General features: G+C 70.8%; 15 protein-coding genes and 4 tRNA genes. 11 read left to right on the top strand and 8 right to left on the bottom strand.

Going from position 1 to position 20,428, the window contains the following annotated elements; translation table 11 throughout:
* Positions 1-69 precede the first annotated feature (69 nt).
* Genes C1N81_RS25080 through C1N81_RS25065 form a run of 4 tightly spaced genes read left to right on the top strand, consistent with a single transcriptional unit; the run spans position 70 to position 2,468 of the window.
* Positions 70-573 carry a DUF5949 family protein gene (locus C1N81_RS25080; RefSeq protein WP_394432684.1) on the top strand — a complete coding sequence of 168 codons (504 nt, stop codon included), beginning with the start codon at positions 70-72 and terminating at the stop codon, positions 571-573.
* 15 nt (positions 574-588) lie between these two features.
* On the top strand, positions 589-1,245 hold the full coding sequence (locus C1N81_RS25075) for a vitamin K epoxide reductase family protein (RefSeq protein ID WP_394432683.1): 657 nt from the start codon (positions 589-591) through the stop codon (positions 1,243-1,245).
* Complete coding sequence (locus tag C1N81_RS25070) at positions 1,224-1,616, top strand: tyrosinase family oxidase copper chaperone (protein ID WP_394432682.1); 393 nt, start codon at positions 1,224-1,226, stop codon at positions 1,614-1,616. Before C1N81_RS25075 ends, C1N81_RS25070 begins: the two co-directional genes overlap by 22 nt.
* Before the next feature lie 3 nt (positions 1,617-1,619).
* Positions 1,620-2,468, top strand: a complete 849-nt coding sequence (locus tag C1N81_RS25065; RefSeq protein WP_394432680.1) for a tyrosinase family protein — start codon at positions 1,620-1,622, stop codon at positions 2,466-2,468.
* Between the two features lie 73 nt (positions 2,469-2,541).
* On the opposite strand, the gene C1N81_RS25060 is transcribed toward C1N81_RS25065, so the two are convergent.
* On the bottom strand, positions 2,542-2,880 hold the full coding sequence (locus C1N81_RS25060; protein WP_394432678.1) for a chaplin: 339 nt from the start codon (positions 2,878-2,880) through the stop codon (positions 2,542-2,544).
* Positions 2,881-3,036: 156 nt separating this feature from the next.
* On the opposite strand from C1N81_RS25060, the gene C1N81_RS25055 reads away from it, so the two are divergent.
* Both C1N81_RS25055 and C1N81_RS25050 read left to right on the top strand, forming a co-directional pair.
* Positions 3,037-4,233, top strand: coding sequence for an FAD-dependent monooxygenase (locus C1N81_RS25055; protein ID WP_394432676.1), 1,197 nt, complete (start codon positions 3,037-3,039; stop codon positions 4,231-4,233).
* Positions 4,234-4,364: 131 nt separating this feature from the next.
* On the top strand, positions 4,365-4,619 hold the full coding sequence (locus C1N81_RS25050) for a chaplin (RefSeq protein ID WP_394432674.1): 255 nt from the start codon (positions 4,365-4,367) through the stop codon (positions 4,617-4,619).
* Between the two features lie 68 nt (positions 4,620-4,687).
* On the opposite strand, the gene C1N81_RS25045 is transcribed toward C1N81_RS25050, so the two are convergent.
* From C1N81_RS25045 to C1N81_RS25020, 6 genes are all read right to left on the bottom strand, one after another.
* A tRNA-Lys gene (locus tag C1N81_RS25045) sits at positions 4,688-4,760 on the bottom strand.
* A gap of 113 nt (positions 4,761-4,873) precedes the next feature.
* Positions 4,874-6,370 carry an amino acid permease gene (locus C1N81_RS25040; protein WP_394432672.1) on the bottom strand — a complete coding sequence of 499 codons (1,497 nt, stop codon included), beginning with the start codon at positions 6,368-6,370 and terminating at the stop codon, positions 4,874-4,876.
* Positions 6,371-6,408: 38 nt separating this feature from the next.
* Positions 6,409-9,417: an FG-GAP-like repeat-containing protein gene (locus C1N81_RS25035; RefSeq protein WP_394432670.1), complete on the bottom strand. Its 3,009-nt coding sequence runs from the start codon at positions 9,415-9,417 to the stop codon at positions 6,409-6,411.
* 247 nt (positions 9,418-9,664) lie between these two features.
* Positions 9,665-11,869 (bottom strand): DEAD/DEAH box helicase, encoded by a 2,205-nt coding sequence (locus tag C1N81_RS25030; RefSeq protein WP_394432668.1) that lies wholly within the window; start codon positions 11,867-11,869, stop codon positions 9,665-9,667.
* A gap of 240 nt (positions 11,870-12,109) precedes the next feature.
* Positions 12,110-12,652 carry a hypothetical protein gene (locus C1N81_RS25025; RefSeq protein ID WP_394432666.1) on the bottom strand — a complete coding sequence of 181 codons (543 nt, stop codon included), beginning with the start codon at positions 12,650-12,652 and terminating at the stop codon, positions 12,110-12,112.
* 123 nt (positions 12,653-12,775) lie between these two features.
* Positions 12,776-13,126: a metallopeptidase family protein gene (locus C1N81_RS25020; protein WP_394432664.1), complete on the bottom strand. Its 351-nt coding sequence runs from the start codon at positions 13,124-13,126 to the stop codon at positions 12,776-12,778.
* 59 nt (positions 13,127-13,185) lie between these two features.
* On the opposite strand from C1N81_RS25020, the gene C1N81_RS25015 reads away from it, so the two are divergent.
* From C1N81_RS25015 to C1N81_RS25000, 4 genes are all read left to right on the top strand, one after another.
* Positions 13,186-14,781, top strand: a complete 1,596-nt coding sequence (locus C1N81_RS25015) for a metallophosphoesterase family protein (protein WP_394432663.1) — start codon at positions 13,186-13,188, stop codon at positions 14,779-14,781.
* Positions 14,782-14,861: 80 nt separating this feature from the next.
* Positions 14,862-14,934 (top strand) — tRNA-Glu (locus tag C1N81_RS25010).
* Between the two features lie 37 nt (positions 14,935-14,971).
* Positions 14,972-15,046 (top strand) — tRNA-Asp (locus tag C1N81_RS25005).
* A gap of 23 nt (positions 15,047-15,069) precedes the next feature.
* Positions 15,070-15,143: transfer RNA gene (locus C1N81_RS25000), tRNA-Phe, on the top strand.
* Between the two features lie 62 nt (positions 15,144-15,205).
* Here C1N81_RS25000 and C1N81_RS24995 read toward each other — a convergent pair.
* Positions 15,206-16,297, bottom strand: coding sequence for an ABC transporter permease (locus C1N81_RS24995; protein ID WP_394432661.1), 1,092 nt, complete (start codon positions 16,295-16,297; stop codon positions 15,206-15,208).
* Positions 16,298-16,421: 124 nt separating this feature from the next.
* Between C1N81_RS24995 and hrpA the strand changes: the two genes are divergently transcribed.
* Positions 16,422-20,426: an ATP-dependent RNA helicase HrpA gene (gene hrpA, locus C1N81_RS24990; protein ID WP_394432659.1), complete on the top strand. Its 4,005-nt coding sequence runs from the start codon at positions 16,422-16,424 to the stop codon at positions 20,424-20,426.
* The last annotated feature ends 2 nt before the right edge of the window (positions 20,427-20,428 follow it).

The following is a 20,428-nucleotide window of genomic DNA, read 5'->3' as shown; positions in this document are numbered from 1 at the left end:
GGCTTTCGCTTTCGACCGTACGAGTGATATTCCGGCCGGGCCCGGATCGCGAATGGCTAGGGTTGCCCGGTGACTTCTACGCCGACTGCTGCCGCCCCGTTCCGCGCGGCAGATATGGGAACTGTGGCCGTACTCGCCTGGAGCGGTGAGATCTCCGAGGGCGAGGGCGACATGCCCTTCCTCCTCGCCTACACCACCGGCGATTCCCCGGCGGGCCCCGAAGCCGCCGAGACGGCCCTGCGCGCACTCCTCCAGAACAACGGGCTGACCGTGGGCGACACCGTCCACAGCGGCGTGCGCCAGCCGAGCTTCCCCGTCTCCCTGCTCGTCGAGGCGGGCCAGGCCGTCCTCACCATCCCGCCGCTCAAGGCCCAGTGCCCGGCGCCGCCCGAGTGGCTCGCCGCCGCCGAGGCGCAGGGCGTCGCCTACTTCCTCTTCACCACCCGCCCCTGGCCCGCCGCCCAGCCCGGCCAGGCCGTCGCCGAGGAGGAGCTGACGGCCTTCGCCGGGGACGAGGCGACCCTGACGGCCTCCGCGCACTGCGTGCTGCCCGTCCGCCGGATCCGTGCCTAGCACCGAGGAGGCCCAGTGAGCACCGACGTCCAGCGGGCCGCCGCGCCCGTACCGGCTCAGGCCGGACCCGACGGGAGCGGCCCCTCCGCCTCCCCGTCCCGCCCGCGGGGCCTCGCCCTCGCCCGGGTCCTGGTCGCCGCCGGGGCCGCGGGCCTGCTGGCGTCCTGGGTGATCACCCTCGACAAGTTCAAGCTGCTGGAGGACCCGGACTTCACGCCCGGGTGCAGCCTGAACCCGGTGGTGTCCTGCGGCAACATCATGAAGAGCGAGCAGGCCGCCGCCTTCGGCTTCCCCAACCCGATGCTCGGGCTCGCCGCCTACGCGGTGGTCCTCTGCGTCGGCGTGAGCCTGCTCGCCGGCGCCCGCTTCCCCCGCTGGTACTGGCTGGTCCTCGACGCGGGCTGCCTCTTCGGGGTCTGCTTCGTGACCTGGCTGCAGTTCGAGTCGCTCTACCGGATCAACTCCCTGTGCCTGTGGTGCTGTCTGGCCTGGGCGGCGACCATCACCCTGTTCTGGTCGGTGACCGCGGCCAACGTCCGCGAGGGCCGGCTCCCCGCCCCGTCCTGGGCGCGCACCTTCGGCGCCGAGTTCCCGTGGGTGCCGCCCGTCGTGCACATCGGCGCCGTGGGGATGCTGGTCCTCACCCGCTGGTGGGACTTCTGGACGAGCTGACGGGCCCGCCGGCGATGAACCCCGAGACGTACCTCACCCGGCGCAGCGCGGCCCTGATCCTGCTCGCCGCCGCCACCACCGCGACCGCCGTGCCGCGCCTGCTGTCCGCCGCCGCCCAGCGCCCCGAAGCCGAGTCGTTCGACGAGGTGTACCTGGGCCGCCGGATCTCCGGCGTACGGGGGCCCGGCGCGGACGGCGCCTGGCAGGTCACCGTGGACGGCCGCCCGCTGCACCTGATGCGCCGCGCCGACGGCTCCTACCTCAGCATGGTCGACCACTACGACGCGTACGAAGGCCCGCTGGCCGCCGCGCGCGGCGCGGTCGCCGAACTGGGCGGCCAGGCCCTGCGGCCGCACATCCGGGAGGCGTGAGCGGTGACGTACACCCGCCAGAACCAGCGCAACCTGAGCAAGGGTCAGAAGAAGCGTTTCGTGGACGCCGTGCTCACGCTCAAACGCACCGGCCGCTACGACGACTTCGTCGGCACGCACATCGACTTCTACCGGGGCGACGGCGACGGCGGCCTGCGCGTGGCGCACATGACGCCGTCCTTCTTCCCCTGGCACCGCAAGTTCCTGCTGGAGTTCGAGACGGCGCTGCGGAAGGTCGATCCGGGGGTCACGGTGCCGTACTGGGACTGGACCGTGGACCGTACGCCGGGCGCGTCGCTCTGGGGCGCCGACTTCCTCGGCGGCAACGGCCGCCGCTCGGACCACCAGGTCACCACCGGCCCGTTCGCCCACCAGCACGGCCACTGGGACATCAAGGTGGCCGTGACGGAGGGCGACTTCCTCATGCGCGACTTCGGCCGCCCGAAGGACCCGGTGGATCTGCCGGCCAAGGCGGAGCTGGAAGGCGCCATGCGGGAGCCGGTGTACGACACCGACCCGTGGAACTCGGTCGCGTCCGCCGGGTTCCGCAACAGGTTCGAGGGCTGGCCCACCCGGCGTGGCGACCGCACCTGGTACAACCACAACCGGGTGCACCGCTGGGTCAGCGGCCACATGCTGGGCGCCGGTTCGGTGAACGACCCGGTCTTCTGGCTGCACCACGCCTTCGTCGACCTGTGCTGGTCGCGCTGGTGCGAGCGCCATCCGCAGGCGGACCCGTACCTGCCCGGCGAGCACCACCGCCACGTCCTCGCCGTGGGCGACACCATGCCGCCGTGGGACACGCCCCTGCGGGACATGCTGGAGCACCGCTCCCGGTACGCGTACGAGTGAACGCCGGCGGCGAACGGCACGCGGAACGGCCCCCGGCACCGCCGTGCCGAGGGCCGTCGGGGAGGGGGCGGGTTCAGTCGCCGTAGCCGCCGTTCTCGCCGTCGCCGTTGCCACCGTCGTCGTGGCCGCCGCCGTGGTGACCGCCGCCGTGGTGGCCGTGGTCGTCGTCCTGGCCGTCGTCGGCGCAGCTGTTGCCGAACGCCGGGTTCAGCAGGCCGATGACGTCGACGGTGTTGCCGCAGACGTTGAGCGGGATGTTGACCGGGACCTGGAGCAGGTTGCCCGAGAGGACGCCCGGCGAGTTGGCGGCGGCACCCGCGGCGTCCGCGTCGGCCATGGCCAGACCGGCTCCGCTGAGCACCACGGCACCCGTGCCGACAGCGACAGCCGCGGCCTTCGCGATGCGAGACATCACGTTCTCCTTCTGCTTGGCAGGTGCGGCCACGTGGTCGCAGCCGTCACCTGTTCAACGGCGCGGCGCGGGCCCAGTAACGGTCTATACCGGGATACATGCTGAAAAGGAGAAGAATATGCGCCGTACGCAGGTACGCCCTAGGAGAGGAACCGCATGAAGGTGGTCTGCGTGGGCGGAGGGCCCGCGTCCCTGTACCTGTCCATCCTGCTGAAGACCCAGGACCCCGCCCGCGACATCAGCGTCTTCGAGAAGAACGCGGCCGGATCGACGTACGGCTGGGGCGTCACCTACTGGCCCGCCATGCTCGACACGCTCACGGCGCACGACGCGCCGTCCGCCCGCGCGATCGCCGAGCGCTCGGCGCGCTGGAGCGACGGCGTCGCGCACGTCCGCGACCTCGTCACCGTCCACCACGGCGACGAGGGCTTCGCCGTCGGCCGCCACGAACTGCTGCGCATCCTGGCCGAACGCGCCACCGACCTGGGCGTGTCCGTCCACCACGGCCACCCCGTCGCCCCCGGCGACCCGCTGCTCGACGCCGACCTCGTCGTGGCCGGGGACGGCGCCCGCAGCGCCCTGCGCGACCGGCACGCCGACCACTTCGGCACGCGGATCGAGGCGGGCCGCAACCGGTTCATCTGGCTCGGCACCACCAAGGTCTTCCGCTCCTTCACCTTCGCCTTCGCCGAGACCGAGCACGGCTGGCTCTGGTCGTACGCGTACGGCTTCGACGGCGAGCACAGCACCTGCATCGTCGAATGCGCCCCGCACACATGGTCCGGTCTCGGCCTCGACACCATGGAACGCGGCGAGGCGCTGCGGCTCCTGGAGAAACTCCTGGCCGCGCCGCTGGACGGACACCCGCTCATCGGCCGCACGGACGTCGAGGGCCCCGCGCAGTGGCAGACCTTCCCGACCGTCACCAACCGCGCCTGGTCCCGCGACAACCTCGTCCTGATCGGCGACGCCGCCCACACCACCCACTACTCCATCGGCGCGGGCACCACCCTGGCCATGCAGGACGCCATGTCCCTGGCCGCCGCCCTGCGCACCCCGGCCCCCCTCTCCTCGGCCCTGCGCGCCTACGAGCGCGAACGCAAGCGCGCCCTGCTCCCCCAGCAGAGCGCGGCGCGGCACAGCGCCGGCTGGTACGAGAACCTGCCGCGCTATGTCGGCCTGGCGCCCCACCAGATGTTCGCCCTGCTCGGCCAGCGCCACTCGCCGCTGCTCCCGTACGTACCGCCGCAGCTGTACTACCGCGTCGACCGGGCGATCGAGCGGACGCAGGCGCTGCGCTCGCTGAAGCGCTGGCTCGGGCCGCGGATCGCGCGGGTGCTGCAGAAGGACTGAGACGCCTCCCGGGAGCCCAGGAGCCGCTAAATACGGGCATATCCACGTATGGACCAATTCAACAGGCTAGGTCGCTCGCTCCAGGGTGATAGTCGAGTCATCCCCTTTTCCCCATCTCTCAGGGAGATTCGATGCGACTCCGCGTATTCGCCGCCGCCGCCGTCCTGGCCGGCACCACCGTTCTGGGCTCCGCCGCCATGGCCTCCGCGCACGGGAGCGACGGCCCCGACGGCGCCACCGCCGTGGGCAACGCCCAGAACAGCCCGGGTGTCCTCTCCGGCAACAACATCCAGGTTCCGGTGAACCTCCAGGCCAACGTCTGCGGCGTCGGCGTCGACGTCCTCGCGCTGCTCAACCCGACCTCGGGCGAGTGCGCGAACGACTGAGTTCCCGGCTGACAGCAGAACCGCCCCCACCCGCGGCTTGCGCCGCAGGTGGGGGCGGTTCACTTGCGTAGACCCTGTGGGACTCGAACCCACAACCAATGGATTAAAAGTCCACTGCTCTGCCAATTGAGCTAAGGGTCCACGCGCCGGCCGCGGCCGACGCACCCCTGAGCATAGCCGGACGGCGCCGGGACTCCGATCGGGTATCGCCAACACGGGGTGTCAGCACCCCGGGACGGCCGCCGGGCGGCCGGTCACCGCAGGAACCAGTGGCGGGCCGACACCCCCCACCACACCCCGGCGAACCCGAGCACGACGAGGACGGCGACCGGTGCGTAGTTGAAGGTCTCCCAGGTCACGGGCGAGACCTGCGGCAGCATGAAGAGCACGGTGATGACGCCGACCCAGACCACCGCCACCACGCCCACCACACCCGACCAGCGGCCCAGGTGCCACGGCCCGCGCTCGAAGGAGCTGCCCTTGCGCAGCCGCAGCAGGGTCGGCACGGCGTACGCGAGGTAGAGCCCGATGACCGCGATCGACGTCACCGCCGTGTACGCCGTCCGGTTGATCAGATACGGCAGCCCGAGCACCAGCGCGCCCCCGGCCGCCAGCCACACCGCCGCCACCGGTGTCCGCGTACGGGGACTGACCGTGTGCCAGAGCCGGGAGAACGGGAGCGCCCCGTCGCGCGAGAACGCGTAGATCATGCGGCTGTTGGCGGTGACCGAGGCCATCCCGCAGAACAGCTGGGCGCCGATCACGACGAGCAGGAGCAGCTTGCCCGCCGTCGCGCCGAGGGCGTCGAGCAGGATCTGCGCCGGGGGCGCGCCGGTCGCCGACTCGCGGGCGCCGTCGTAGGACTGGATGGCGAACGTGAAGCCGAGCAGCAGCACGAACCCGGCGATCCACGACGTCCAGATGGACCGCACGATCCCCTTCGGGCCCGCCGTGGAGGCGTCGTGCGTCTCCTCGGTCATATGGGCCGAGGCGTCGTAGCCGGTGAAGGTGTACTGGGCCATGAGCAGCCCGATGAGGACGACGTACGCGCTGCTGCCCCAGCCGGTGTTGTTCACGAACTCGCCGAAGACGAACGAGGCGGACTGGTGCCGGTCGGGCACGAAGGCAAGGGCGGCAACGATCACCACAACCCCGCCCACGTGCCACCACACACTCACGCTGTTGAGTACGGCGACGATGCGGACGCCGAAGGTGTTGAGGAGGCCGTGCAGGATCAGGATGGCGGCGAACAGCAGGATGGTCCGCCCGGGGGTCACCCCGAACCCGAACTGCAGGTTCAGATAGGCGCCCAGGAAGGACGCGGCGCCGAAGTCGATCCCGGCGGTCACGGCGACCTGCCCGAGCACGTTGAACCACCCGGTGAACCAGGCCCAGGCGGCCGCGGAGCGTGCGGGTGCGAGCATGCGCGCCCAGAAGTAGAGCCCCGCCGAGGTCGGGTAGGCCGAGCAGATCTCGGCCATGGACAACCCCACGAAAAGGGTCATCAGCCCGACGGCGACCCAGCCCCACGTGATGAGGACCGGGCCGCCGGTGTCCATGCCGAACTGATACATCGTCAGACAGCCGGACAGGACCGAGATGATCGTGAAGGAGACGGCGTAGTTGGAGAACGCCGACATGCGCCGGGCCAGCACCTGCGTGTACCCGAGCTGAGCGAGCCGCTCCTCATCCGTACCGGGCGCGCCAGACACGGCTCCCCGGCCGGCGAGGCCATCCGCTTCTTTTGTCATGCCCCCAGCGATTCCCTCGCCGGGGGCGCGCCATGCGGCTAGAAGACGCCCTTGTACACGTTCCACCCGGTGGCGATCTTCACCCGGGGGGCGAAGGAGCCGCCGGCGATGCCGTCGTAGCGGTACAGGTTGCCGGAGGTGTCCCGGGCGACGAGGTCACCGCGACCGTCACCGGTGAGGTCACCGGCGCCGAGGATGGTGTTGTAGGAGTTGCCCCAGTTCTGGAACATCTGAACCCGCGGCTTCCACGCGCCGTCCCCCGCACCTTCGTACCGGAACAGCGTCCCGTCCTTGCGGCGCGCGAAGACGTCCCCGATACCGTCGCCGTCCACGTCCCCGGCGGGGATGATCGTGTAGCCGCCCCAGCCGGGCCCGATCCTCTTCCGCGTACCGAGCGTTCCGTCGCTCTTGCCGGGATAGGAGTAGAGGTCACCGGTGGAGATGTTCCGGGCGAGCAGATCCGGCAGCCCGTCCCCGGTGAGGTCACCGGGGGAGACGAGACTGTCGTAGTTGTTCCAGCCGGGACCGATCTTGGTGTACGGGGTGGTCGGCTTGAGGGCGCCGCCCCGGGTGCGGTAGGAGCGCAGCTCGCCCGTGGTGGTCCTGACCAGGGTCTCATTGTCGCCGTCGGAGTCCGCGTCACCGAACGGCACCCCGACCGTCGCCGTCGGCCAGCCGCTCGCCGCGGTCTTCCCGGAGAAGGTGCCGCCGCCGGTGCCGTGCTGGTAGGTGAAGGCACCGGAGGAGTTCATGGTGAGGAGGTCACCGAAACCGTCCCGGCCGACCATGTCGCGCGACGCGGGGCCAGCGGCTCCGGAGACCCCCACGGTGCCGGTCGAGGTGAGGGCGGCGCCGACTCCGTCAGCGGGCTTGGCCGTCAGCGTCCAGGAGTACGCGCCGTTCGCGACGAGCGCGCCCGTGGCGGTCGTGCCGTTCCACGCGGCAGTGATCACGCCACGCGTCTCACCGCCGGTGAGCGTACGGACCGTCGCTCCGGTCGCCTTGTTCTTCAGGGTGAGCGTCCAGGAGGCGGCAGGCTTCGACAGCCACCACCGTGGCGCCCACGAGGCGGCGCCGCCCTTGACGGCGACGGAGGCCGGGGCTGCCGCGTCGGTCTGGGCGAGGGGCGACGTGGCTGAGCCGACGCGGCGGACATGGACGTTCTGCTGGGTGTCGACCCAGACGAGCGGACCGCCGTAGGGGTCGGCCACCAAGTCGTTCTGCGAAGCGAAGCGGGTGACCTCGGTCGGCTGGCCCGAGGTCACATCCTCCACGACGACCTCGTTGTCGACTCGGGACGCGATCCAGCCGTCACCGACCGCGGAAGCGCTCCGGTGGAGCGCAATGGACTTGCCCGTCGCAAGGTTTCTCAGCACCCCCTTGGCGGTGCCGCCGGCACACTGCCAGTACAGCCACTTTCCGGCGGCCTTCAGACCGAAGGGGCTGGAGCACCCGTTGCCCACGGTGACGGCTGTGCCCTTGGCGCCAGTGACGACATCCAGGGGTACGTAGGTGCCTGACATGCTGCCTTGCCACAGTGTGCGGCCCCACAGCGCGTAGTCGCCACCCGCCGCGAAGGTGCGCACCGGAGCGTTCCTGTCGAGGTCGATCACCTGCGCGTAGGACTGCGTGAACTCCGCGTCCCAGCCCTGCAGGAGTGCGAACCGGCCAGCTGCGGCGCTGAGCTGGGGCTGAGTGAGCGTCGTGTTCAAGGGCGTGCTTCGCGTGCCGTCGGCGGACACGAGCAGAGGCACATCGGTGTAAGTGTCATCGGCGAGTGTGCGGCCGTCGCCGGTGGCCAGCACATCGGGGCAGGGAAAGCTCGCGAAGCAGTCGGACCACTGCAGGCCGGTGAACCCCTTCTGCTCGACGGCGGCGGAGTAGTCGAGGGATGAGCCGGTCGATACGGATCGGCGGTTGAGCTGCAGACCGGCCCCCATCACGGAGTCGACAGTGAGCAGCACGCCGTTCGCCAGGGACGACACGCGGCTCTGAGACCGCACCGGCGCGATGGAGCTGACCAGGTCGGCGCGCGGCGTCCCCCCGACGACCGTGATCCGCTGGATGCTCGCCGCCTCGGGATCGCTGCCCGCGACGACGACCATGCTGCCGTCCCGTGCGGTGTCGACCTCCGCGCTCGCCCGCGTCAGGAGCGTGCGCTCGGCGCCGCCGTCCGTCGGCACGGCAACGATGCGATGCACGCGGGAGTTCACGTCGGGCGTCGAGCCGTCAGCGGAGGCCGGGTAACGAGCGATGAGCAGCGAGTCCCCTGCCAGGCCCAGGAGCCGTGCGTCCTTCTCGTACGGGACGGTCAGGGTGCGCAGCGGCTTCGTGAAGTCCGCCGTGTCGAAGACGGCGACGGTATTGTCGGTGTTCCACATCGTGAGCCGGTCTCCGAGCAGCGCCCAGCGCGTACTGCTCCGGACGTACTCCAGCGGAACGGTGGTCGCGGTCGCTCCGGCCAGGTCGACCCAGGCGAGATGGTCGGCCTCGCCCTCTGTGTACCTGGTGAGAAAGCCCTGGCCGTTCGACGACCCGGGTCCGGACCCCAGCGTGGCACCGGCCGGGAAGCCGGTCACGGGACGGTCGCGCATCTTCCCGTCCACCATGTCGAGCAGATGCCAGGAGACCACCTGTCTGCCCTCGTACGTGGCGCTGAGCACGGTCTCGCCGAAGCTGGCGACATAGGTCTGGCCCGCAGGCAGCACCAGCTTCCACTCGGTTCCATCGCTCATGTTGTGGAAGGTCACCGTGGAGGCGTTGCCGAGGAGGAAGGGGCGCGCCGTAATGTCGCCCCATGCCCCGTTGTACCCGTACCTGCTGGTGTTACCCAAAAGCGAATCGAGCTTCTTGGACGCGCCCGGGTCGGCGTACGGCGTCCAGAGCACACCGTCGCCCTCACGCCGGTGGATGAAGCCGGAGTCCCCCGCCATGACGACTCTGTCGTCCCGTGGCTCGGCACGCAGCGTGGCCGGTATGACCGCCTCGTCGGCCGGGGCGGCGGTCGCGTCCTGGGGCGCACCGGTGATGAGCGCTGTCGCGCTCACCGTGGTGACTGCGAGAACGGCAGCGATGCGGGCAGCTCTTCGGCGCCGCGCGAAATAGTGACGACCCAACGGGTCCCTCCCGGACATGGCAGAACGGCGGAACTGATCCCATGGCGGAGGGTGTGGGGCCCCTCGAAAAGTACATGGCCCTGACACGCAGAGCGTCCGGAGCCTAACAGTCGGCACCGACAGCAAAGGGCCCGGGAGACGAAGTACGTCTCCCGGGCCCTCAGTTCAATGCCTGGCCTCAGCCGTTGCGCTTCCAGCGCGGCTTCTCGTCGCGGCGGCCGAAGGACGAGCCCGAGCCCGAGCCCGCGCCGCGGTGGTCGTCACGGCGGCCGTAGGGGCGGTGGCCGGTGGTGGGGCGGTCGCCCTGGCGGTCGCGGTTGAACGGGCGGTCGCTGCCACGGTGGCCGCCGGACGGGCGGTCGTCGCGGCGGAAGCCGCCACGGTCGTCACGACGGTCGTTGTCGCGGCGGAAACCACCACGGTCGTTGTCACGACGCTCGAAGCCACCACGGGCGCCACGGTCGTCACGACGGTCGTTGTCCCGGCGGAAACCACCACGGTCGTTGTCACGACGCTCGAAACCGCCACGGCCGCCACGGTCGTTGTCGCGGCGCTCGAAGCCACCACGGGCGCCACGGTCGTCACGACGGTCGTTGTCCCGGCGGAAACCACCACGGTCGTTGTCACGACGCTCGAAACCGCCACGGGCACCACGGTCGTCACGACGGTCGTTGTCCCGGCGGAAACCACCACGGTCGTTGTCACGACGCTCGAAGCCACCCCGGCCACCACGGTCGTCACGACGGTCGCGGCGCTCGAAGTTGCCCCGCTCGTCACGGCGCTGACGCGGCTGCTCGTACGAGGACGAACGCTCGGCGCGCTCGGCCTGCTGCGGCACCTCGGCGGCGACGGCCTCGGCGACCTGCGCGGCGGCGGCCTCCGCGGCGGCGGCGACGGCCGCGGCCACGCCCTCCTCGTCCTCGCCGCGGTCACGGGCGGCGCGGGCGGTGAGCCGGTCGGCCTGCTCGCGCAGCTCGGCGGCGCGCCGGGTGGCACGCTCCAGCTGCTTGGTCAGCTGGGTGACCTCGCGCTCGGCCTGCTGCGCGGCGTTGCCCGCGGACTCGGCCTCGACCTCGGTCATGGACCGGGCCCCGGTGATCTCCGCGACCTCCGGGTCGAAGGCGGCGCCGCCCTGGATGATGTGGCGCCCGGCGTCGACGCCCGCGTCCTCCATGAGGCGGAAGATCTGGCGGCGCTGGTGCGGCAGGGAGAGCGAGACGACCGTGCCGGTGCGGCCGGCCCGGGCGGTGCGGCCCGCGCGGTGCAGGTAGTCCTTGTGGTCGCCGGCCGGGTCCACGTTCAGGACGAGGTCGATGCCGTCGACGTGGATGCCGCGGGCGGCGACGTCGGTGGCGACCAGCGCGTTGACGTAGCCGTCCTTGAAGTCGGCGAGGGTGCGGGTGCGCGCGCCCTGGGTCATGCCGCCGTGCAGCGCGTCGGCCTTCACGCCCGCGTCGCGCAGCTGCTCGGCGATGCGGTCGGCGCCCAGCTGGGTGCGGACGAAGATGATCGTGCGGCCCTTGCGGGAGGCGATGGCCGCGGTGACCGGCGCCTTGTCCTTGGGCTTCACGATGAGGATGTGGTGCGACATGGTCGTGACGGCGCCCTGGGCGGCGTCGACCTCGTGCAGCACCGGCTCGTTGAGGTACCGGTCGACGAGGGTCTTGATCTCGTTCTCCATGGTGGCGGAGAAGAGCATCCGCTGGCCGCCGGCCGGGACCTGGTCGAGCAGCTCGGTGACCTCGGGCAGGAAGCCCAGGTCGGACATCTGGTCGGCCTCGTCGAGGACGGCGACCTCGATGTTCTCCAGGGAGCAGGCGCCGCGGTTGATGATGTCGCGCAGTCGGCCCGGGGTGGCGACGAGGATGTCGACGCCGCGCTCCAGGGCGTAGATCTGGTTGCCCATCGAGGTACCGCCGCAGACGACCTTCATCTTGAGGCCGACCTGGTCGCCGTAGGGCTGGAGGGCATCCGCGACCTGCATGGCCAGCTCACGCGTCGGCGTGAGGATGACGGCGCGCGGCTTGTGCTTCTCGCTGCGGCCGCCGGCGAGGCGGGCCAGCGTCGGCAGGCCGAAGGAGAGCGTCTTGCCGGAGCCGGTGCGGCCGCGGCCGAGGATGTCCTTGCCGGCCAGGGCGTCCGGGATGGTCGCGGCCTGGATCGGGAAGGGGGTGGTCACACCGTTCTGCGCGAGCTTGCGCACGACCGGCTCGGGCAGCCCGAGGTCGGCGAAGGTGAGGGTGGGCTCGTCGTTCTCGACGGCCTCGACGGCGGTGTCGACGTCGTTCTCGACGGCCTCGACGGCGGTGTCGACGGCCTCGACGAGGGCGTCGTTGTCGGCCGTGTTGTTCTCGATGGTGTTCTGGTCAGCAGAAATGGACATGCGAAATGCGAAACCTTCCGGAGTTTCGGCACGCGCCCGTCAACTCCGTGTATTCGCGGTTTCGCAAATCGACCGCCTCAATGCGGTCCAGCCACGGCAAGGGAGAGTACGCGCCACGCGGCGCTCCTGTGCGGCGCCGGGCAAATGGGATCAAACGATCTACCACCATACGCACCCCCCACCCCCGAAGGCAAACCGCCACCCTGAGACCCGCGTCACACCGGCCTCAGGCGCCCCGTCTCACGCCGGGCTGCCGGCCCGCGGCTCCGGCTCCCCCATCAGCTGCGGGGCCGCCCGCTGCTCGTGCGCGGACGACGACGGCTCCGCGGTGGTAGGGGACGGCGTGGGCGTCGGTGTCGGCGTCTCCTTCGTCGGCGTCGGTGTGGGCGTCGTCGGGGTGGCCCGCGGCGTGCTCGGCCGCGCGGACGGGGTGCTGCGGCCGGGCCGCGGCTGCTGCTGCGCCGGGGTCTGCCCGCCGCCCTGCGGCGCGGAGGCGGTGGGCGACGCGGCCCCCGGCGACTCCGACGCCGACGCGGAGCCCTCCGGGCGCGCGGGCCGCTGCCCGGACCGCGCGCCCGCCGGGCCGACGCCGTCGGTGACCATCGTGCCGCCGTCGGGCGCGGCGCCCTGCTCGCGGTGGGTGGCGGAGTGCGAGGGCGCGGGCGGCCTGCCGTCGGCGTCGTCGGCGACGCTCATGCATCCGGCGGCGGCGGCGACGGCCACCGTGGTCGTGGCCAGGCGGCCGAGGCGAAGGGCACTAAGCGGTACGGGCAGCCGGCTCACGGACGAGCACCTCCGGGCATGTGACGGGGACACCCGTCCCAACTCCCGTGCCCCGCAAGAGGACACGCGCGGCGCCCGTACCGCACAAAGCCCGCACAAAGACCACCCGCCCGTGCCGGAGTCTCAGCCGTACCCGAGCGCGTGCAGCCTCGCGTCGTCGATCCCGAAGTGGTGCGCGATCTCGTGCACCACCGTGATCTCCGTCTCGGCGACGACGTCCTCCCGGTTGTCGCACATCCGCAGCGTCGGCCCCCGGTAGATCGTGATCCGGTCCGGCAGGACGCCCGCGTACCACTCGCCGCGGTCGGTGAGCGGCGTCCCCTCGTAGAGCCCGAGCAGCTCGGGATCGTCGGCGGGCGGCTCGTCCTCGACGAACACCGCGACGTTGTCCATGAGCCGCGTCAGCTCGGGCGGGATCCGGTCGAGCGCCTCGGCCACCAGTTCCTCGAACTCCTCGCGCGTCATCTCCAGCACACGGCCATTGTCGGGTACGACCCCGCATATCCACCCGTCCACTTGGGCATACGGGAGCAATGGCCCGACCGCCCGCTGTCGCCATACGCCGAGCCCTGCACCGTGTACGGGGTGCCCGCACCGTCTCCTCGGCCCTTCTGCGCCGCCACCGCTCCCGTCACCACAGGCCCGTGACCCTGTCGGCCCAGCACGCGCCCCACCCGTACGCGCGCGCCCTCGGCCTGGTCGCGGTCGTCCTGCTCGGCGCCTGGCTCGGCCTCCTGGTCGTCGGCAGCGTCCGTACGCCGGTGGGCCCCATGGACACCCGGATGACGCTGCGCCCGTCCCTGTCCGGCGGCACGAAGATCAACGTGTCGCCGCTCGGCGCCCTGGAGCTGGACTCGCACACGGCCCCGATCCGCCTCGACGTCGACGTGGACCGTCTGGACCCGGTCCGCTCCCGCGCCCTCGTCGACCACCCCGAGCGCCTCTCCGGGCTCCAGGACGAGGTGGCCCGCGACGTCGAGCACGGCACCCTCGACCTGGCCGTCCGCTCCTGCGTGGCGGTCGTCTCCGGGGCGACCGCGCTCGGCCTCGCCGTCTACCGCCGCCCCCGCCGCGCCCTGGCCGCCGGCGGTCTCGCCCTCACCCTGCTCGCGGCGTCGGGCGGCACCGCGTACGCGACCTGGAACCCGAAGTCGGTCCTGGAGCCCCGGTTCTCCGGGCTGCTCTCCTCGGCGCCCTCGGTGGTCGGCAACGCGCGCTCGATCGTCACCGAGTTCGACGTCTACCAGCGGGAGTTGGCCCGCCTGGTCACCAACGTCACCAAGCTCTACGACGTGACGTCGACGCTGCCCACGTACCGCCCGGACCCGTCCACGATCCGCGTCCTGCACGTCTCCGACATCCATCTCAACCCGGCCTCGTGGAAGATCATCGGCTCGCTCGTCGAGCAGTACAAGATCTCGGTGATCATCGACACCGGCGACACCATGGACCACGGCTCCGCCGCCGAGAACGCCTTCCTCGACCCGATCAGGGACCTGGGCGCGCCCTACGTGTGGGTCCGCGGCAACCACGACTCGAAGACGACGCAGAAGTACCTGTCGTCCCGCGAGCGGTTCCCGAACGTGCGGGTGCTCGACGACGGCAGGGCCGTCACCGTCGCAGGCCTTCGCATCGCCGGCACCGGCGACCCGCAGTACACGCCCGACCGCTCGACCGAGGCGCTGGGCAACGCGGCCGAGCGCCTGGCGGGCATCCGGCTCGCCTCGGCCATCCGTGACCAGCGGGCGGCGGGCAGCCCCGTCGACATCGCCCTCGCGCACGAGCCGGCGGCGGCGCGCGAGACGGACGGCGCGGTGCCGCTCGCCCTCACCGGCCACATCCACCACCAGGAGATGGAGGTGCTCCCGCTCGGCACCCGGCTCCGCACCGAGGGCTCGACCGGCGGCAGCGGGCTCCGCGCGGTCGAGGGGCAGCACCCCGACCCGGTGGAGGCGTCCGTGCTCTACCTGGACAGCCAGACCAAGCGCCTGCAGGCCTGGGACGAGATCAGGCTGGGCGGTCTGGGACTGACGACGGCCGAGGTCAGCCGCCATCTACCGAAGGAGAACCAGCCCGGGGCGACCCCCTCTCCCGCGTCGTCCGCTCCCGCCTCCCCGAAGGCGCCGTAAACCGTTTTGGCGATAGCTCCCCGCATCCCATATGCTTCTCACGTCCCCGACGCGCTGCGAAGCGCCCAGGCGGGCCGATAGCCCTCATCGTCTAGCGGCCTAGGACGCCGCCCTTTCAAGGCGGTAGCACGGGTTCGAATCCCGTTGGGGGCACGCAAGATCGTGTGCGACAATGTTGCACACAAAGCTTGGTCCTGTGGAGCAGTTTGGAGTGCTCGCCACCCTGTCAAGGTGGAGGCCGCGGGTTCAAATCCCGTCAGGACCGCTGAAGTTCCTCGTGGACTTCGTGGCTGGGTAGCTCAGTTGGTACGAGCGATCGCCTGAAAAGCGATAGGTCGCCGGTTCGATCCCGGCCCCAGCCACAGGAATTAGGCCCCGTCTCCGGACGGGGCCTATTGCGTTGTGTCCGCCGTCCTCCCTGCGGCTATACGGCCGCCGCGTGCAGCGGCTGTGTCCCGCGTCCGCCCGGGTGCTTGTGGCGCCAGAACCAGAACAGGCCGCTCGACACCACCGCCCACCCGGTGAGCACCAGGAACGGGAAGGCGTGCTGGTGGCCCTGGAAGTAGACCGCCGTGTGCTGCGCGTTCACCGACGCCCCCGGCGGCAGCCACTGCCCCAGACGGCCGACCACGGTGGGAAGGAGCGGCGGCGCCACCGCCCCGCCCGACGCCGGGTTGCCCACCAGGACGAGCAGCCCCCAGGTCGGGATCATCGCCCAGCGGTGGAAGAACGTGTTGAACATCGTGAAGACCATCCCGCAGCTGAACATCGTCAGCGCGAGGATCAGCCAGGACTCGACGAAGGGCAGGTCGAGGGCGCCGAGGCCCCAGTCCACGACCGCCGCCACGGCGAAGCCGCCGAACAGGGCGTAGACGATCGTGAAGGCGATCCGTTCGGCGGGGTTCAGCCCGCGCGCGTGGACGCTCAGCTGGATCGCCCCGACGAAGCCGATGATCACGGCGGCGAGGGAGATGTAGAAGATCGCGAGCCCGCGCGGATCGCCCTTCTGCAGCGGGTTCAGGTCCTTCACCGACACCGGGATCCCGGTCTTCTCGCTGACCACGGGCCCCGCCTGCTGGAACACCTGGGCGACGGAGACCCCGGAGGCGCTGGAGATGTCCAGGTCGACGCGGGACCCCTTGTCGCGTACGTCGAGGATGGCGAAGACCCGCTGCTCCTCGATCGCCTCCAGCGCCTCCGCACGGGTGGTGTAGCGCTTCAGGTCGAGCTGTGCGTCGAGCGCCTTCTCCATCGCGCCGACGAAGGTCTTGCCCCGCTCGTCCGGCTCCCCGGTGACCGCCGTCGGGATGGCGTGCGGCGTCGGATTGGCCATGGAGTACGTGTACGAGGCCGCGAACAGCGCCGCCGCCGCGGCCAGGATGACGACGAGCACGCACGCCGGCAGGAACGGCGACTTCTTGTACGAGGCCCAGCGCTCGGCCCCCGTCGGCGGCCGGCCGTGCTCGCCGTGGGGCGGGTGGGGCCGCGGTGCTGGAGGTTCGGACAAGGAGGACATACCGAAGACGCTAAGGCAGACATAGGGGACGTACACCCTGAAAAACCCGGCACATACGACGTAAAGGGGGCCCCGGCAAAACCGTTCGCCACGAATTTCTCCGAGGTGAGATCCTGGAGGACGTATGTCTACGCAGCCTGCCCCCGCCACTGACCAGCTCGCCGCCGTCGCGCGGCGCCTCTCCGAGCTGTCCCTCCGTGACGCGCACCGCCTGGGCCGCAGGCTCGAAGGGGCGCGCAAGATCCGCAAGCCCGAGGCGCGCACCGCCGTGATCGCCGAGATCGACGCCGAGGCGGTCAAGGCCGGGGCCCGTACGGCCGTCCGGCGCGAGCGCCGGGCCGCGCTCGACGTCACGTACCCCGAGCAGCTCCCCGTCAGCCAGAAGAAGGACGAGATCGCCGACGCGATCCGCGACCACCAGGTCGTGATCGTCGCGGGCGAGACCGGCTCCGGCAAGACGACGCAGATCCCGAAGATCTGTCTCGACCTCGGCCGCGGTGTGCGCGGCATGATCGGGCACACCCAGCCCCGGCGGATCGCGGCCCGTACGGTCGCCGAGCGCGTCGCCGACGAGCTGCACACGCCGCTGGGCGAGGCGGTCGGCTGGAAGGTCCGCTTCACCGACCAGGTCGACCAGGACGCCACCTTCGTCAAGCTGATGACGGACGGCATCCTGCTCGCCGAGATCCAGACCGACCGCGAGCTGCGCGCCTACGACACGATCATCATCGACGAGGCCCACGAGCGGTCCCTCAACATCGACTTCCTGCTCGGCTACCTGGCCCAGCTGCTGCCGAAGCGCCCGGACCTCAAGGTCGTCATCACGTCGGCGACGATCGACCCGGAGCGGTTCGCGCGGCACTTCGGGGACGCGCCGATCGTCGAGGTCAGCGGGCGTACGTACCCGGTGGAGGTCCGGTACCGGCCGCTCCTGGAGGAGGACTCGGACGACTCCGACCGCGACCAGATCACCGCGATCACGGACGCCGTCGAGGAGCTCCAGCGCGAGGGCGACGGCGACATCCTCGTCTTCCTCTCCGGCGAGCGGGAGATCCGCGACACCGCGGACGCCCTGGAGAAGAAGAAGTACCGTTTCACTGAAGTGCTGCCGCTGTACGCGCGCCTCTCGCACGCCGAGCAGCACCGCGTCTTCCAGCAGCACACGGGAAGACGCATCGTGCTCGCCACGAACGTCGCGGAGACCTCGCTGACCGTCCCGGGCATCAAGTACGTGATCGACCCGGGCACCGCCCGCATCTCCCGCTACAGCCACCGTACGAAGGTGCAGCGCCTTCCCATCGAGGCGATCAGCCAGGCCAGCGCCAACCAGCGCAAGGGCCGCTGCGGCCGTACCTCGGACGGCATCTGCGTCCGCCTGTACTCCGAGGACGACTTCCTCGCGCGCCCCGAGTTCACGGACGCCGAGATCCTGCGCACCAACCTCGCCTCGGTCATCCTCCAGATGACGGCGGCGGGCCTCGGCGACATCGAGAAGTTCCCCTTCATCGACCCGCCGGACCACCGCAACATCCGCGACGGCGTCCAACTCCTGCACGAACTCGGCGCGTTGGACCCGAGCGAGAAGGACGTGAAGAAGCGGCTCACCCAGCAAGGGCGCAAGCTCGCCCAGCTGCCCGTCGACCCGCGCCTCGCCCGGATGGTCCTGGAGGCCGACAAGAACGGGTGCGTGCGCGAGGTCATGGTGATCGCCGCCGCCCTCTCCATCCAGGACCCGCGCGAGCGCCCCTCCGACAAGCAGCAGCAGGCGGACCAGAGCCACGCCCGCTTCAAGGACGAGACCAGCGACTTCCTGGCGTTCCTGAACCTGTGGCGGTACGTGCGCGAGCAGCAGAAGGAGCTGGGCTCCTCCGCCTTCCGCCGGATGTGCAAGCGCGAGTTCCTGAACTTCCTGCGCATCCGCGAGTGGCAGGACATCTACACGCAGCTGCGCACGGTCGCCAAGCAGATGGGCATCCATCTCAACGAGGACGACGCCCCCGGCGACTCCGTGCACGTCTCCCTCCTCTCCGGCCTCCTCTCCCACATCGGGATGAAGGACGTGAAGGAGACGAAGGAGTCCGCGCAGAAGGACCCCAAGCAGCGCGAGCGCAACCGCGGGGGCAACGAGTACATCGGCGCCCGCAACGCCAAGTTCGCGATCTTCCCCGGCTCGGCCCTCTTCAAGAAGCCGCCGCGCTTCGTGATGTCGGCGGAGCTGGTGGAGACCTCGCGGCTCTGGGCGCGGGTCAACGCGAAGATCGAGCCCGAGTGGGTCGAGCCGCTCGCCGAGCACCTCCTGAAGCGCACGTACAGCGAGCCGCACTGGGAGAAGGACCAGGCGACCGTGATGGCGTACGAGAAGGTGACGCTGTACGGCGTCCCGCTCGTCGCCCAGCGCAAGGTGAACTACGGCCGGATCGACCCCGAGGTCTCCCGCGAGCTGTTCATCCGCAACGCCCTGGTGGAGGGCGACTGGCGCACCCACCACAAGTTCTTCGCCGCCAACCGCGCGCTGCTCACCGAGGTCGAGGAGCTGGAGCACCGGGCCCGGCGCCGCGACATCGTGGTCGACGACGACACGCTCTACGACTTCTACGACCAGCGGGTGCCCGCGGACGTCGTGTCCGGCGCGCACTTCGACTCCTGGTGGAAGAAGAAGCAGCGCGAGGAGCCGGAGCTGCTCGACTTCGAGCGGTCCATGCTCATCCGCGAGTCCGCGGAGGCCGTCACCAAGGACGACTACCCGGACGTGTGGCGCCAGCGGAACCTGAAGTTCCGGGTGACGTACCAGTTCGAGCCGGGCGCGGACGCGGACGGCGTGACCGTGCACATCCCGCTCCAGGTCCTCAACCAGGTCACCGACGAGGGCTTCGACTGGCAGATCCCGGGCCTGCGCGAAGACGTCGTGGTGGAGCTGATCCGCTCGCTGCCGAAGCCGATCCGGCGCAACTACGTACCCGCCCCGAACTTCGCGAAGGCGTTCCTCGACCGGGCGGTCCCGCTGCAGGAACCGCTGCCGATGACGCTCGCGCGCGAGCTGCAGCGGATGGTCGGCGTCCCGGTCTCGGCCGACGACTTCGACCTGAGCCGCGTACCGGACCACCTCAAGATCACGTTCCGGATCGTCGACGAGCGGCGCCGCAAGCTCGCCGAGGACAAGGACCTGGAAGCGCTCAAGCTGAAGCTGCGGCCCAAGGCGCGCCAGGCGATCTCCAAGGCCGCCGCGGCGACGGCCGAGCGCTCGGGCGGCGAGTCCGTCGAGCGCACGGGCCTGACCGACTGGACGCTCGGCACGCTGTCCCGGGTCTTCGAGACGCGGCGGGCCGGCCAGCCGGTCAAGGCGTACCCGGCCCTGGTCGACGACGGCGACACCGTCTCCGTACGCCTCTTCGACACCGAGGCCGAGCAGGCGCAGGCCATGTGGAAGGGTACGCGCCGGCTCATCCTGCGCAACATCCCGGTCAACCCCGGCAAGTTCGCCTCGGACAAGCTGACCAACGCCCAGAAGCTCGCCCTGTCCGCGAACCCGCACGGCACCGTGCAGGCCCTCTTCGACGACTGCGCGATGGCGGCCGCGGACAAGCTGATCGCCGACTTCGGGGGCCCCGCGTGGGACGAGGAGTCGTACCGCAAGCTCTACGACAAGGTGCGCGCGGAGATCGTCGACACGACCGTGCGGACGGTCGGGCAGGTGCAGCAGGTCCTCGCCGCCTGGCAGGCCTGTGAGCGCCGCCTGAAGGCCACGACCAGCCCGACACTGCTGCCCAACCGGCAGGACGTGCGCACGCAGCTGACGGCGCTCGTGCACCCGGGCTTCGTCACGGACACCGGCCTTCGCCGGCTGCCCGACCTGATGCGCTACCTCGTCGCGGCCGACCGGCGCCTTCAGCAGATGCCGACCAGTGTCCAGCGGGACACCACCCGCATGGAGAAGGTCCACGAGATGCAGGACGAGTACGCCTGGCTGCTCGAACAGCTGCCGCAGGGGCGGCCCGTGCCGCAGGAGGTCCTGGACATCCGCTGGATGATCGAGGAGCTGCGGGTCAGCTATTTCGCGCACGCCCTGGGCACGGCGTACCCCGTCTCGGACAAGCGGATCGTGAAGGCGATCGACGCCGCGGCGCCGTGATC

This window comes from Streptomyces sp. SGAir0957 (assembly GCF_043523415.1).
This window is presented reverse-complemented; position numbering and strand designations above follow the sequence as displayed.

Bases quoted from the DNA above. Each gene is read 5' to 3' on its own strand.
- C1N81_RS24995 (WP_394432661.1), bottom strand. From the start codon at position 16,297: ATGTCCTCCTTGTCCGAACCTCCAGCACCGCGGCCCCACCCGCCCCAC.
- C1N81_RS25040 (WP_394432672.1), bottom strand. From the start codon at position 6,370: ATGACAAAAGAAGCGGATGGCCTCGCCGGCCGGGGAGCCGTGTCTGGC.
- C1N81_RS25060 (WP_394432678.1), bottom strand. From the start codon at position 2,880: ATGTCTCGCATCGCGAAGGCCGCGGCTGTCGCTGTCGGCACGGGTGCC.
- C1N81_RS25055 (WP_394432676.1), top strand. From the start codon at position 3,037: ATGAAGGTGGTCTGCGTGGGCGGAGGGCCCGCGTCCCTGTACCTGTCC.
- hrpA (WP_394432659.1), top strand. From the start codon at position 16,422: ATGTCTACGCAGCCTGCCCCCGCCACTGACCAGCTCGCCGCCGTCGCG.
- C1N81_RS25050 (WP_394432674.1), top strand. From the start codon at position 4,365: ATGCGACTCCGCGTATTCGCCGCCGCCGCCGTCCTGGCCGGCACCACC.
- C1N81_RS25030 (WP_394432668.1), bottom strand. From the start codon at position 11,869: ATGTCCATTTCTGCTGACCAGAACACCATCGAGAACAACACGGCCGAC.
- C1N81_RS25015 (WP_394432663.1), top strand. From the start codon at position 13,186: ATGGCCCGACCGCCCGCTGTCGCCATACGCCGAGCCCTGCACCGTGTA.